This window comes from Enterobacter sp. ENT02, assembly GCF_019219165.1.
Classification (GTDB): domain Bacteria; phylum Pseudomonadota; class Gammaproteobacteria; order Enterobacterales; family Enterobacteriaceae; genus Enterobacter; species Enterobacter mori.
Genome location: NZ_JAHUWD010000002.1, coordinates 413,952 through 428,643 on the forward strand (window position 1 = coordinate 413,952; position 14,692 = coordinate 428,643).

10 protein-coding genes are annotated in these 14,692 nt (G+C 52.4%); 7 read left to right on the forward strand and 3 right to left on the reverse strand.

Annotation, left to right across the window (positions count from 1 at the left end; all coding sequences use genetic code 11):
• Positions 1-318 precede the first annotated feature (318 nt).
• The 3 genes from pflB to ycaO all read right to left on the reverse strand — a co-directional run bounded on the left by pflB (position 319) and on the right by ycaO (position 5,676).
• Entirely contained in the window at positions 319-2,601 is a 2,283-nt protein-coding gene (pflB, locus tag KW829_RS07895; protein ID WP_089597765.1) for a formate C-acetyltransferase, read from the reverse strand.
• A 51-nt stretch (positions 2,602-2,652) separates the two neighbouring features.
• Entirely contained in the window at positions 2,653-3,510 is an 858-nt protein-coding gene (gene focA / locus KW829_RS07900; RefSeq protein WP_126543592.1) for a formate transporter FocA, read from the reverse strand.
• Between the two features lie 405 nt (positions 3,511-3,915).
• On the reverse strand, positions 3,916-5,676 hold the full coding sequence (gene ycaO, locus KW829_RS07905; RefSeq protein ID WP_218307971.1) for a 30S ribosomal protein S12 methylthiotransferase accessory factor YcaO: 1,761 nt from the start codon (positions 5,674-5,676) through the stop codon (positions 3,916-3,918).
• Between the two features lie 127 nt (positions 5,677-5,803).
• Between ycaO and KW829_RS07910 the strand changes: the two genes are divergently transcribed.
• The 7 genes from KW829_RS07910 (at position 5,804) to KW829_RS07940 (ending at position 14,689) form a co-directional block, all read left to right on the forward strand.
• On the forward strand, positions 5,804-6,496 hold the full coding sequence (locus KW829_RS07910) for a DUF421 domain-containing protein (RefSeq protein ID WP_023310994.1): 693 nt from the start codon (positions 5,804-5,806) through the stop codon (positions 6,494-6,496).
• Positions 6,497-6,658: 162 nt separating this feature from the next.
• Entirely contained in the window at positions 6,659-7,747 is a 1,089-nt protein-coding gene (gene serC, locus KW829_RS07915) for a 3-phosphoserine/phosphohydroxythreonine transaminase (RefSeq protein ID WP_218307972.1), read from the forward strand.
• Positions 7,748-7,816: 69 nt separating this feature from the next.
• Positions 7,817-9,100: a 3-phosphoshikimate 1-carboxyvinyltransferase gene (aroA, locus tag KW829_RS07920; protein ID WP_010429243.1), complete on the forward strand. Its 1,284-nt coding sequence runs from the start codon at positions 7,817-7,819 to the stop codon at positions 9,098-9,100.
• 185 nt (positions 9,101-9,285) lie between these two features.
• Positions 9,286-9,969, forward strand: coding sequence for a (d)CMP kinase (gene cmk, locus KW829_RS07925; protein ID WP_010429248.1), 684 nt, complete (start codon positions 9,286-9,288; stop codon positions 9,967-9,969).
• Between the two features lie 110 nt (positions 9,970-10,079).
• Complete coding sequence (gene rpsA, locus KW829_RS07930) at positions 10,080-11,753, forward strand: 30S ribosomal protein S1 (RefSeq protein WP_010429251.1); 1,674 nt, start codon at positions 10,080-10,082, stop codon at positions 11,751-11,753.
• A 170-nt stretch (positions 11,754-11,923) separates the two neighbouring features.
• Positions 11,924-12,211 (forward strand): integration host factor subunit beta, encoded by a 288-nt coding sequence (gene ihfB / locus KW829_RS07935; RefSeq protein WP_003858233.1) that lies wholly within the window; start codon positions 11,924-11,926, stop codon positions 12,209-12,211.
• Positions 12,212-12,424: 213 nt separating this feature from the next.
• A complete protein-coding gene (locus KW829_RS07940; protein ID WP_218307973.1) occupies positions 12,425-14,689 on the forward strand; it encodes a ComEC family protein in 2,265 nt (754 codons plus the stop codon).
• Positions 14,690-14,692 lie beyond the last annotated feature (3 nt).

Sequence of the window (14,692 nt, forward strand, 5' to 3'; positions counted from 1 at the left end):
GGCCTGTGTATGCACAGCTCAAAACCGGCTGTGTTACGAGCCAATCCCATTAGGCTATTTTACTTGCCATTTTGAACCTGGGCAGTGCTCACAATCCTCACGTACTATGTGTACGCTCCGGTTGCTGCGCGCTGTCCGTGTTCAAACTGGCTGCGACAATTACGCCTAATGGGAAAGGCTCTTAGTCTGTTTTGGCTGTTATCCATTAAGTATAGATAGCGGACAAAAGAGACTGAGATGGAGAGGGTGCTAAAAAGGCCCCACTGACGTGGAGCCTTTATTGTACGCTTTTTAACGCGTGATTTCAGTCAATTCCAGTTAGATGGACTGAGTGAAAGTACGGGTGATAACGTCCTGCTGCTGTTCTTTAGTCAGGGAGTTAAAACGTACTGCGTAGCCAGATACACGGATGGTCAGCTGAGGATATTTCTCAGGGTGTTCCATCGCGTCGAGCAGCATTTCACGGTTCATTACGTTCACGTTCAGGTGCTGACCACCTTCGATAGACGCTTCGTGGTGGAAGTAACCATCCATCAGACCCGCGAGGTTAGTTTTACGCACTTCGTCGTCTTTACCCAGCGCGTTTGGCACGATAGAGAAGGTATAAGAGATACCATCTTTCGCGTAAGCAAACGGCAGTTTAGCAACGGAGGTCAGAGAGGCAACTGCACCTTTCTGGTCACGACCATGCATTGGGTTAGCACCTGGGCCGAATGGCGCGCCAGCACGACGACCGTCTGGGGTGTTACCGGTTTTCTTACCATACACAACGTTAGAGGTGATGGTCAGAACAGACTGAGTCGGGATAGCGTTACGGTAAGTCGTCAGTTTCTGAATTTTCTTCATGAAACGTTCTACCAGGTCAACCGCCATGTCATCAACGCGAGAGTCGTTGTTACCAAACTGCGGGTATTCACCTTCGATTTCGAAGTCTACAGCCAGGCCGTCTTCGTCACGAATTGGTTTAACTTTCGCATACTTGATTGCAGACAGGGAGTCAGCGGCAACGGACAGACCCGCGATACCACATGCCATGGTGCGAACCACGTCACGGTCGTGCAGCGCCATCAGAGAGGCTTCGTAGCTGTACTTGTCGTGCATGTAGTGGATAACGTTCAGCGCTGTGACGTACTGTTTAGCCAGCCAGTCCATGAAGTGATCCATACGATCCATCACTTCGTCGAAGTTCAGAACGTCGCCTTTGATCGGCTCAGACTTAGGACCAACCTGCATTTTCAGTTTTTCATCAACGCCGCCGTTGATTGCGTACAGCATGGTTTTCGCCAGGTTTGCACGCGCACCGAAGAACTGCATTTGTTTACCAACAACCATTGGGCTTACGCAGCAAGCGATAGCGTAATCGTCGTTGTTGAAGTCCGGACGCATCAGGTCATCGTTCTCGTACTGCAGAGAAGAGGTATCGATAGACACTTTAGCGGCGAATTTCTTGAAGTTCAGAGGCAGTTTTTCTGACCACAGAACGGTGATGTTCGGCTCCGGAGAAGGACCCATGGTGTACAGGGTGTTCAGGAAGCGGAAGCTGTTTTTGGTTACCAGAGTACGGCCGTCAACGCCCATACCACCGATTGATTCTGTTGCCCAGATTGGGTCACCAGAGAACAGCTCATCGTATTCAGGGGTACGCAGGAAGCGAACCATACGCAGTTTCATGACCAGGTGGTCAATCATTTCCTGAGCGTCTTGCTCGGTGATTTTGCCTGCTTTGATATCACGTTCGATGTACGCATCCAGGAAGGTGGATACGCGACCGAAGGACATTGCTGCACCGTTCTGAGACTTAACCGCGGCCAGGTAGCCGAAGTAGGTCCACTGGATAGCTTCCTGAGCGTTGGTAGCAGGACCAGAGATATCGCAGCCATATTTAGCAGCCATCTCTTTGATCTGACCCAGTGCGCGGTGCTGTTCAGCGATTTCTTCACGCAGACGGATAGTCGCTTCCAGGTTTACGCCGTTTTCCAGGTCAGACTGCAGGGAAACGAACTGTGCGTATTTGTCTTTCAGCAGGAAGTCGATACCGTACAGCGCAACGCGACGGTAGTCACCGATGATACGGCCACGGCCATACGCATCTGGCAGACCGGTCAGAACGCCAGATTTACGGCAGTTCAGAATGTCTTTGGTGTAAACATCGAATACACCCTGGTTGTGGGTTTTGCGGTATTCGGTGAAGATTTTTTTCAGCATTGGGTCCAGCTCGCGATTATACGCTTTGCAAGAACCTTCAACCATTTTGATGCCACCGAACGGGATGATTGCGCGTTTCAGTGGTGCTTCAGTCTGCAGACCAACGATTTTCTCAAGGGCTTTGTTGATGTAGCCAGCATCGTGAGAAGTGATGGTGGATGCAACGGAGGTGTCAAAATCAACTGGCGCGTGAGTGCGGTTTTCCAGTTTAACGCCTTCCATTACGCTGTCCCACAGCTTGGTGGTCGCGTCAGTTGCGCCAGCCAGGAAGGATTCGTCACCTTCATACGGGGTATAGTTTTTCTGAATGAAGTCACGTACGTTTACTTCATTCTGCCAGTCACCTTTCGCAAAACCTTCCCAGGCTGTGGCTAACTTTTCATTAAGCTCGGACATGTAACACCTACCTTCTTAAGTGGATTTTTTATTTACTGCCTGAGACAACCATTAATGATGGTCGTCGCCACGCAGGTAAATGACCCAGTATGTCAACCCAACTAACAGACCCCCACCGATAATGTTCCCGATAGTGACAGGGATCAGGTTATCAGTAATGAAGTTCATGATAGTCAGGTGAGAGAAACTTTCCGGATTTGAACCAACTGCGGTCCAGAACTCCGGGCTCGCAAAGTTGCGGATAACAATCCCCATTGGGATCATAAACATATTCGCAATACTGTGCTCGAAGCCGCTCGCAACAAACATCGCAACCGGTAGAACCATAATCATGGCTTTGTCCATCAGGCTACGACCTGAGTAGCTCATCCAGACGGCCAGGCAGACCATCAGGTTTGCGAGGATGCCGAGGGCAACAGCTTCGATAAATGTATGGTGCATTTTGTGGTCAGCGGTTTGCAGGACGTTAAGCCCCCAGCCACCGTTGGCGGTCATGTACTCGCCAGAGAGCCACATCAACAGAACAAAGAGCAGACAGCCAATCAGGTTACCAACATAGACGTTTAGCCAGTTGCGTGCCAGTTGACCCCAGGTAATTCTTCCGCTGGCTTTCGCCACAACAATCAGCACCGTAGAGGTGAAGAGGTCGGCGCCGCAGATGACGCAAAGAATCAGACCCAGTGAGAAGCAAATGCCGCCAATCAGTTTGGCCATGCCGAAAGGCATCCCGGCAGTACCGGTGGTGGCAGTGATGTAGAAGACGAAAGCGATTGAGATGAACACACCGGCCGTGATCGCCAGATAGAACGTCTTCATCGGGTGTTTCGTTGCTTTATAGACACCCGCTTCTTCGGCAACTTTGGCCATTGCAGCTGGGAGTAAAAGATCAAAAGGGTTGTCAGCTTTCACACTAACTCTCTCTTTATTAAGTCGGCGACGAGATACTAACAAAGCATTATAGAAGAGAAATTGATATAGATCATATCTCGCCTGGCTTATAGGCCCGCAATGTGTATGGATTTACAGCGAATGCGGAGTAAGTATTTGATTATCCGTATAAAAATAAATTTTAAAAGTTATGAAAAGAGTTGAATTTTTTCGTTAGGCCTCCCGTAAAACAGTTAATTAAAATGGAGTATTTACCACAAAAAGTAACAGTCCAGCCCAGGTAAGTATTATTATATTTACCCGTAATTAACTTAATTATTACAATCAAACGTCATTACCGAAAAAATAAAAAAAGGGGCAATGAAATTGCCCCGTAATATAGCCCAGACGATTGGATACGCCTACATCTGGTAATGTTATGTGCGCTTATTTTGACCAGTAAGCGGCTTTTGCCTTCTGTAATTTTTCATACGCTTTCAGCAGCGACTGATGTGCCGGGAAGGCTTTCAGATCGCTATCAACAGCCTGCAGGCCATAGAACGGCTCTTCGCCGCTCAGCGCCGCGCTGGCTGCTTCGACGGCATCTGCACCGTACATACGAACAAAGGCATTCAAGTACTGCAGAGGTTCACGGTCCTCTTCCTGAGCGAGCAGCAACAGCGTCTGAAGACAGCGGTAGTAGTTGGTGCGCTCGGCTGAGAAGACGGACTGGTTGAATTCCATGGTCCACTCGGTCCAGGCCAGGGCCTGATCCAGATCGCCACCCGCAAGAGCCAGCATCGCTTTCAGCTCACCAATACGCAGGGTGTACCAGCCATTGTCTTTACCGGTCGCCAGACCCAGCAGTTCACGCACGCGGGTGAAGTCATCGTGGCCTTCTTCGTCCAGTTGGGCGATCAGGTTCAGATAATCTTCTTTCTCCCACTCGCTGCCCGGCAGGGCCAGCAGCGTTTCGCGCAGGTGCGCGCCCATGCTGTTATTCGCCAGCCACAGATCTTCAGCCGGGTAGATGTCGGACATGCCAGGAACGATAATGCGGCACGCGTAGACGCCAAGGTGTTCGTAGTCAGCAATATAGACGTCCTGGTCTTCCGCTTTGAAGATTGCCATCAGCGTGGCGAACTCTTCTTCCGTGGTACCGGCAAAACTCCAGTCCACGAACGGATAGTCTGCATCCTGCTTAAACATGTCCCAGGAGATCAAACCGCTGGAGTCGATGAAGTGGGTTTCGAGGTTGGTATGCTCGGCCACTTCTTCATCGTCAAAGGTTGGCGGGGTGAACACGTCGAGATCTTTCAGGCTACGGCCCTGCAGCAGCTCGGTCACGGTACGCTCCAGCGCCACGCCGAAGTCCGGGTGCGCGCCGAAGGAGGCGAAGCAGGTGCCGTTGGTCGGGTTAAACAGCACGACGCAGATAACGGGATATTTGCCGCCCAGCGAGCCGTCATAGGCAAAGATTGGGAAACCTTCTGCTTCCAGCTTAGCGATGGATTCCACCACGCCCGGATAGCGCGCCAGCACGTCTGCCGGAATTTCAGGCAGGCTAATGGATTCGGCGATGATGCGGTTTTTAATGTGGCGTTCGAAGACTTCAGACAGACCCTGCACGCGCGCTTCATTGCGGGTGTTACCAGCGGACATACCGTTAGATACATACAGGTTACCGACGATGTTCATCGGGATGTAAACGGTCTTTTCGTCAGACTGGCGGGTAAACGGCAGGGCGCAGATACCGCGATCCTCGTTACCGGACTGCAGATCGATCAGCATGCTGGCAGTCAGTTCGTTATCTGGATCGTAGAACGCACGCAGGCGCGCGTCGAGAATGCCTTCCGGCAGTTCGTCGTCTTCGGTCAGCGGGAACCATTTTTCGTTCGGATAGTGAACGAACAGGCCGTTAGCGATGGTTTCGCCCAACCAGAAGTCAGCGAAGAAATAGTTGGTGGACAGACGCTCAAAATACTCACCCAGCGCAGAGGCCAGTGCCGCTTTTTTTGTCGCGCCTTTACCGTTGGTAAAGCACAGGGCACAGTCTTTATCGCGAATATGCACGGACCAGACATGCGGCACCGGATTGAGCCAGGAGGCTTCTTCGATGTTAAAACCCAGGTCGGTCAGTTTCTGCTGGAAGCGAGCGATGGAATCTTCCAGAGCGGCGTCTTTGCCGGGGATAAACGTTTGAGTCATGGCGTTCACTTTTATCGTACGTAAAGCGCGCAATGATACGGGTTTTGCGTGACGGGTGCTATCTTCGGCGAAAATAAAAGGCTGGGCTATGCTTAGTGGCAGTAACTGACTGTTAAGGCATAGAAAAATGAAAGCATTTGATCTCCAGCGGATGGCGTTTGATAAAGTTCCTCCTGAGTTTCTGGGCGAAGTGGCGCTGCGCAGCCTGTATACCTTCGTACTCGTCTTCCTGTTTCTTAAAATCACTGGCCGTCGCGGCGTGCGGCAGATGTCGCTCTTTGAAGTGTTGATCATCCTGACGCTGGGGTCAGCGGCGGGGGACGTCGCCTTTTATGACGATGTGCCGATGGTGCCGGTGTTTATCGTTTTTGTCTCACTGGCGCTACTTTACCGTCTTGTCATGTGGCTGATGTCGAAAAGCGAAAAGCTGGAAGATCTGCTTGAAGGGAAGCCGGTCGTTATCGTCGAGGACGGACAGCTGGCCTGGGAAAACGTGCAAAGCGCCAATATGACCGAGTTTGAGTTCTTTATGGAGCTACGCCTGAACAGCGTTGAACAGCTCGGGCAGGTGCGGCTGGCGATCATGGAAACCAACGGGCAGATCAGCGTCTATTACTATTCTGACGACGAGGTGAAGCCGGGACTGTGTATCTTGCCGGATATGCTGATTGAGCGTTTCAGAACGGTACCTGAATCAGGTGAATATGCTTGCGTAAGATGTAGCCACGTTGTGGCGATGCAGCCGGGGGATCGTCAATTATGCCCCCGCTGTGCAAATCCGGAATGGACGAAGGTTAGCCGGGCCAAACGTATCACCTGACAGGCATTTTGTCGGTTTTGTCTTAGCGAGGCGGCAGATTGTTTTGTGTGACGCGGGGCACATTTCATGGGGCATAAGTTTTAGACATTGCGGCGCGTGTCACTGAATGATAAAACCGATATCCACAGTTATAACTTATGGCTTTTAGCGTGGTGAGGGGAAATGGCTCAAGTCTTTAATTTCAGTTCAGGTCCGGCAATGTTACCGGCAGACGTGCTTAAACAGGCTCAACAGGAGCTGTGTGACTGGAACGGTCTGGGTACGTCGGTGATGGAAGTTAGCCACCGTGGTAAAGAGTTTATTCAGGTGGCGGAAGAGGCAGAAAAGGATTTTCGCGATCTGCTGAACATTCCCTCGAACTACAAAGCATTGTTCTGCCACGGCGGTGGGCGAGGTCAGTTTGCCGGTATCCCGCTCAACCTGCTGGGAGACAAAACTACCGCTGATTATGTGGACGCGGGCTACTGGGCGGCCAGCGCTGTCAAAGAAGCGCATAAGTACTGCACACCGAATGTTATCGACGCCAAAGTGACCGTTGACGGCCTGCGCGGCGTTAAGCCGATGAGCGAGTGGCAAGTTTCTGATAACGCAGCCTATCTCCACTATTGTCCGAATGAAACCATTGACGGTATCGCCATCCATGAAGAGCCAAACTTTGGTGAAAACGTGGTTGTTACCGCGGACTTCTCTTCGACCATTCTTTCCACGCCGCTGGACGTTAGCCGTTACGGTGTGATCTACGCTGGCGCACAGAAAAATATCGGCCCCGCGGGGCTGACTATTGTGATTGTGCGTGAAGACCTGCTGGGCAAAGCACACAAATCCTGCCCGTCGATTCTCGATTACACCGTGTTGAACGATAACGATTCTATGTTCAACACGCCACCAACGTTTGCCTGGTACCTTTCCGGCCTGGTCTTCAAATGGCTGAAGCAAAACGGCGGCGTGGCGCAGATGGATAAGGTTAACCAGCAGAAGGCTGAACTGCTGTATGGCGTGATCGACAAGAGCGATTTCTACCGTAACGATGTGGCCATCGCTAACCGTTCCCGCATGAACGTGCCGTTCCAGCTGGCCGACAGCAACCTGGATAAAGCCTTCCTGGATGAATCCTTCGCTGCGGGTCTGCACGCGCTGAAAGGCCACCGTGTGGTGGGCGGCATGCGTGCCTCCATCTATAACGCTATGCCGCTTGAAGGCGTCAAAGCGCTGACCGATTTCATGATCGACTTCGAACGTCGTCACGGTTAATTTGCTGTTATTCACCCCCGCAGCATCCCTGCGGGGTTTTTATTATGTTGAGTTGAGAGTTTAGTTTTCATGGAATCCCTGACGTTACAACCTATCGCGCGGGTAGATGGCACCATCAATCTGCCTGGTTCAAAAAGTGTCTCGAACCGCGCTCTGCTGCTGGCAGCTCTGGCAAACGGCACCACCGTCCTCACAAACCTGCTGGACAGCGATGACGTGCGCCATATGCTCAATGCACTGAAAGCGTTGGGCGTTCATTACACTCTCTCTGACGATCGTACCCGGTGTGAAGTCACCGGCAACGGCGGCGCATTACGTTCCGCTGAAGAGCTTGAGCTGTTTCTGGGTAACGCGGGTACTGCGATGCGTCCGCTGGCGGCAGCCCTGTGTCTGGGCAGCAACAATATTGTGCTGACCGGCGAACCGCGTATGAAAGAGCGTCCGATTGGCCATCTGGTCGATGCCTTACGCCAGGGCGGCGCGCAGATTGACTATCTGGAGCAGGAAAACTATCCACCACTGCGTCTGCGCGGTGGTTTTACCGGCGGTAACGTTGAGGTGGACGGCAGCGTTTCCAGCCAGTTCCTGACGGCACTGCTGATGACCGCGCCGCTGGCACCGCAGGATACGGTGATCGCGATTAAAGGCGATCTGGTTTCTAAACCGTACATTGATATCACGCTGCACCTGATGAAAACCTTCGGCGTTGAGGTGGAAAACCAGTCTTATCAGCGCTTCGTGGTGCGCGGGGCACAGCAGTACCAGTCTCCGGGCAACTACCTGGTTGAAGGGGATGCGTCATCCGCGTCCTACTTCCTGGCCGCGGGTGCGATTAAAGGCGGCACGGTAAAAGTGACCGGTATTGGCCGTAACAGCGTACAGGGCGATATCCGTTTTGCGGACGTGCTGGAAAAAATGGGCGCGGTTGTTACCTGGGGCGATGACTTTATCTCCTGTACCCACGGCGAGCTGAATGCCATCGACATGGACATGAACCATATCCCGGATGCGGCGATGACCATCGCCACGGCGGCGCTGTTTGCCAAAGGCACTACCACGCTGCGTAATATCTACAACTGGCGCGTAAAAGAGACGGACCGCCTGTTCGCGATGGCGACCGAGCTGCGTAAGGTCGGCGCAGAGGTGGAAGAGGGCGAAGACTACATTCGCGTGACCCCGCCGGCAAAACTGCAGTTTGCGGAAATCGGCACCTATAACGATCACCGTATGGCGATGTGCTTCTCGCTGGTGGCGTTGTCAGACACGCCTGTGACCATTCTTGATCCGAAATGTACGGCGAAAACGTTTCCGGACTACTTCGAGCAGCTGGCGCGCATTAGTACGCTGGCCTGATACCCTCATGCCGCATCATCCGATGCGGCATTTCCTTACGCTTCCTGACGAACACTCTCGCTCATTTCTTCTACACTCTGCTTCTATCATTCTGTAATTTGCACGCAAAGGTAACAGTTGCGCACGTTGGCGCGTATAATGCGCGGCGTTCATGTAAACGGTATGCCTTATTTAAGGAGAAAAAGATGACGGCACTTGCCCCGGTAATCACCATTGATGGGCCTAGTGGCGCAGGGAAAGGTACTCTGTGCAAAGCGATGGCAGAAGCATTGCAATGGCATCTTTTAGATTCGGGAGCAATCTATCGCGTGCTGGCTCTGGCTGCGCTGCATCACCATGTGGATGTCGCCTCTGAAGAAGCGCTGGTACCGCTGGCTGCGCATCTGGATGTGCGTTTTGTTTCGACTGATGGCAACCTTGAAGTGATCCTGGAAGGAGAGGACGTCAGCGGGGAAATTCGTACTCAGGAAGTCGCTAACGCGGCCTCCCAGGTCGCGGCCTTCCCGCGCGTTCGCGAAGCCTTGCTGCGCCGCCAGCGTGGTTTCCGTGAAGCCCCAGGTCTGATCGCTGACGGACGCGATATGGGAACGGTGGTATTCCCTGATGCGCCAGTGAAAATTTTCCTCGACGCCTCTTCGGAAGAACGTGCGCAACGGCGCATGCTTCAGTTGCAGGAAAAGGGGTTTAGTGTTAACTTTGATCGCCTTTTATCCGAGATAAAAGAGCGCGATGACCGCGATCGTAACCGCGCCGTCGCCCCACTTGTTCCTGCAGAAGATGCATTAGTGCTGGATTCAACCAGTTTAACTATTGAGCAAGTGATTGAAAAAGCGCTACAATATGCGCGCCAGAAATTGGCACTCGCGTAATCGCGACCGATTTAGTAGTACCCCCGCTGCAATGGATTGACGGCGGGTATGTGAAACAACCCCATCCGGCATGGAGCCAGGTGGACGTTATCTTAACCTGAAGATTAAACATGACTGAATCTTTTGCTCAACTATTTGAAGAATCCTTAAAAACAATCGAAACCCGTCCGGGTTCCATCGTTCGTGGTGTTGTTGTTGCTATCGACAAAGACGTAGTACTGGTTGACGCCGGTCTGAAATCTGAGTCCGCCATTCCGGCAGAGCAGTTCAAAAACGCCCAGGGCGAGCTGGAAATCCAGGTTGGTGACGAAGTTGACGTTGCTCTGGATGCAGTGGAAGACGGCTTCGGTGAAACCCTGCTGTCCCGTGAGAAAGCTAAGCGTCACGAAGCTTGGATCACGCTGGAAAAAGCTTACGAAGAAGCTGAAACTGTGGTCGGTGTTATCAACGGCAAAGTTAAAGGCGGCTTCACTGTTGAGCTGAATGGTATTCGTGCGTTCCTGCCAGGTTCACTGGTAGACGTTCGTCCAGTCCGTGACACCCTGCACCTCGAAGGCAAAGAGCTTGAGTTCAAAGTAATCAAGCTGGACCAGAAGCGTAACAACGTTGTTGTATCCCGTCGTGCCGTTATCGAATCCGAAAACAGCGCAGAACGCGATCAGCTGCTGGAAAACCTGCAGGAAGGCATGGAAGTCAAAGGTATCGTTAAGAACCTCACTGACTACGGCGCATTCGTTGACCTGGGCGGCGTTGATGGTCTGCTGCACATCACCGACATGGCGTGGAAACGCGTTAAGCACCCAAGCGAAATCGTGAACGTTGGCGACGAAATCACTGTTAAAGTGCTGAAGTTTGACCGCGAACGTACTCGTGTATCCCTCGGCCTGAAACAGCTGGGCGAAGATCCATGGGTAGCTATCGCTAAGCGTTACCCAGAAGGTACTAAACTGACTGGTCGCGTTACCAACCTGACTGACTACGGCTGCTTCGTTGAAATCGAAGAAGGCGTTGAAGGCCTGGTGCACGTTTCCGAAATGGACTGGACCAACAAAAACATCCACCCATCCAAAGTTGTTAACGTTGGTGATGTAGTGGAAGTGATGGTTCTGGATATCGACGAAGAACGTCGTCGTATCTCCCTGGGCCTGAAACAGTGCAAAAACAACCCATGGCAGCAGTTCGCGGAAACCCACAACAAGGGCGACCGTGTTGAAGGTAAAATCAAGTCTATCACTGACTTCGGTATCTTCATCGGCCTGGACGGCGGCATCGATGGCCTGGTTCACCTGTCTGACATCTCCTGGAACGTTGCAGGCGAAGAAGCAGTACGTGAATACAAAAAAGGCGACGAAATCGCTGCAGTTGTTCTGCAGGTTGACGCAGAGCGTGAGCGTATCTCCCTGGGCGTTAAACAGCTCGCAGAAGATCCGTTCAACAACTGGGTTGCACTGAACAAGAAAGGCGCAATCGTAAACGGTAAAGTGACTGCAGTTGACGCTAAAGGCGCAACCGTAGAACTGGCTGACGGCGTTGAAGGTTACCTGCGCGCTTCCGAAGCTTCACGTGACCGCGTTGAAGATGCCACTCTGGTTCTGAGCGTTGGCGACGACGTTGAAGCTAAGTTCACCGGTGTTGACCGTAAGAACCGCGCAATCAGCCTGTCTGTTCGTGCTAAAGACGAAGCTGATGAGAAAGATGCAATCGCAACTGTTAACAAACAGGAAGATGCAAACTTCTCTAACAACGCAATGGCTGAAGCTTTCAAAGCAGCTAAAGGCGAGTAATATCAAGTTCTCACCATCATTTGAGCTGTAACGTATTTACAGCGAGAAGGATGAGGAGCAGACTTGACAGATTGCAGGATTCGTCCTGTAATCAATAACAAAGGGCGGCTACGGCCGCCCTTGTTTAATGAGCTGTCCAGCTAATTGGTTTGAAAGGAACCGGAGGAATCATGACCAAGTCAGAATTGATTGAAAGACTTGCCAGTCAGCAACCGCACATCCCTGCAAAGGCTGTGGAAGATGCTGTTAAAGAGATGCTGGAGCATATGGCCACCACTCTTGCCCAGGGCGAGCGCATTGAAATCCGCGGTTTCGGTAGTTTTTCTCTGCACTATCGTGCTCCACGTACCGGGCGTAACCCGAAGACTGGCGATAAAGTTGAGCTGGAAGGCAAGTACGTTCCGCACTTTAAGCCGGGTAAAGAACTGCGCGATCGCGCCAATATTTACGGCAACTGAGTTTTAGCCATAATGGCTAAACTGGGTTTAAAAGAAAGCACCTGCGGGTGCTTTTTTTGTGCCTCTCGTCTGCATTTCTGAATGCGTCACGCATTTCCATGCTGGCTTTTCTGCAAACCGCTAAAAACGTTGCAGCGCCCGCCGTAACGCCCCTTTTTCCTGTCTGACGACACGCTATTCTCACGGCATACTGCCCGAAACCGGGAGGTATAAATGGGGATCCACATTGTCAGTGCTTGCGCCATTCTGGCCATTATTCCGCTCTATTGGTTACCTGTTGTACCGGAGCCAGAGAGCGTCTGGATGATGATTGCCGCAGGTATCGCGTTAGCCGCGCAGCAAAGACGATGGCTAACGTTCTCAGGTATCGGGTTGCTCTTTTTTTGCTGGGGCGTATTAGCGGCGCAGGAGAGCATTTGGCCTTTGAATCATCTCACGACAGGGCCGCAGCAGGCGGAGGTGGTCATTACAGCAACCGACGGCGCAACAATGCATCAAGGAAACATTGTCAGCCTCAACGGAAAACGCTGGTGGGGCGTCACTGGGGTGACGCTGTATGGCAATTACCTGCCCCAAAAAGCGTGTGCTGGTCAACGCTGGGCCATGGTGCTGCGTCTTAGAGCGGTACATGGTGAATTAAACGATGGTGGCTACGATTCGCAGAAAAATGCTTTTGCCCGACATCAAACGCTGAGCGGGCGTTTTACGCATGCTGAGGTTGTTGACGCACGCTGTAGCCTGCGTTCACGGTACCTGGGCTCACTGCAAAACGTACTCACAGCATATCAGTGGGGGCCGGTGATCCTTGGGCTAGGGATGGGGGAGCGCCTGAATGTACCACGTGAGATAAAAAATCTCATGCGCGAGACAGGAACAATACACCTGATGGCGATTTCGGGTCTGCACATCGCGCTGGCTGCGTCCATCGTCTGGTTACTGGCAAGAGGGTTGCAATATTTCCTGCCGAGCCACGCTATCCATTGGCAATTTCCCATGCTTGCAGGTCTGTGCTTTGCGGCTTTTTATGCATGGTTAACGGGGATGCAGCCGCCCGCAATGCGCACGGTTGTCTCTCTCTCAGTGGTGGCTGTGCTGCGGATTAGCGGCCGTCAATGGTCTCCCTGGCAGATCTGGTTAGCCTGCGTGGCGGCAATTCTGATTTTTGACCCTGTGGTTGTTCTGTCGCAAAGCTTTGCGCTGTCGGCGTTTGCGGTTGCGGCATTAATTTTTTGGTACCAGTGGCTACCGCTTCCGAACGGGCTCTGGATCCGCCGAATAAAACCTCTGGCAAATCTCATACATCTGCAGACAGGGATGCTGTGCCTGCTGCTTCCGCTGCAGGTGCTGATATTTCATGGTTTCAGCCTGTCTTCATTTCTCGCGAATCTGTTTGCTGTTCCGATGGTCACGTTTATTTCCGTGCCGCTGATCCTTCTCGGTATGCTGCTCCATCTTTTTCCGCTGGCGTTACTGGAGAACGCTGTCTGGTATGCGGCCGATAAGTCTCTGGCAGGGTTATTCGGGTTGCTGACTCGTTTGCCGGACGGCTGGCGAGATGTTGATGAACGTTGGCAATACCTGACGCTGCTACCCTGGCTTGCCATTATCGGCTGGCGTTTTCGAAGCTGGAAGGTTCTACCGGCTGTATGTCTGACAGCAAGTATTATGCTCGCACTTCCTTTGTGGCGAACGGATAAAACTAACGGCTGGACGCTGCACATGCTGGATGTCGGGCAGGGGCTGGCAATGGTAATTGAACGTCAGGGGAGGGCTATTTTATACGATACCGGGCTGGCCTGGCCGGGGGGTGATAGCGGGCAGCAGTTGATCATTCCATGGTTACGCTGGCATCACCTGAAGCCAGAAGGGGTGATCCTGAGTCATGAGCATCTCGACCACGCGGGAGGACTGGCATCGCTGCAAAAAACCTGGCCCGAAATGTGGGTGAGGAGTCCGCTGCATCAGGATGGACATCTTCCTTGTTTTCGAGGGCAGCGATGGCAGTGGCAGGGACTAACGTTCAGCGTTCACTGGCCGCCTGAAGAAGAGCACGCCAAAGGTAACAACCGCTCCTGCGTGGTTAAGATCGATGACGGTGAGCAGAGCATCCTGCTGACCGGTGATATTGAAGCACAGGCTGAAATGGCAATGCTGAGCCACCGCTGGCGCAATCTTGCGTCTACACTCATTCAGGTACCTCACCACGGCAGCAACACCTCATCTTCTATGCCGTTGGTGCAGCGTGCAGAAGGGAAAATAGCGCTGGCCTCTGCAGCCCGCTATAACGCGTGGCATTTTCCATCCGCGAAAGTGGTGCGGCGCTACGGGAAAGAGGGATATACCTGGCTAGACACCCCTCATTCTGGACAAATATCGGTGACATTTTCGCAACATAACAGGCAGATCCGACGCCTGCGTGAGCACAATTTACCGCGTTGGTATCATCAGTGGTTTGGCGCGCCCGTAGATAACGGGTAGAAT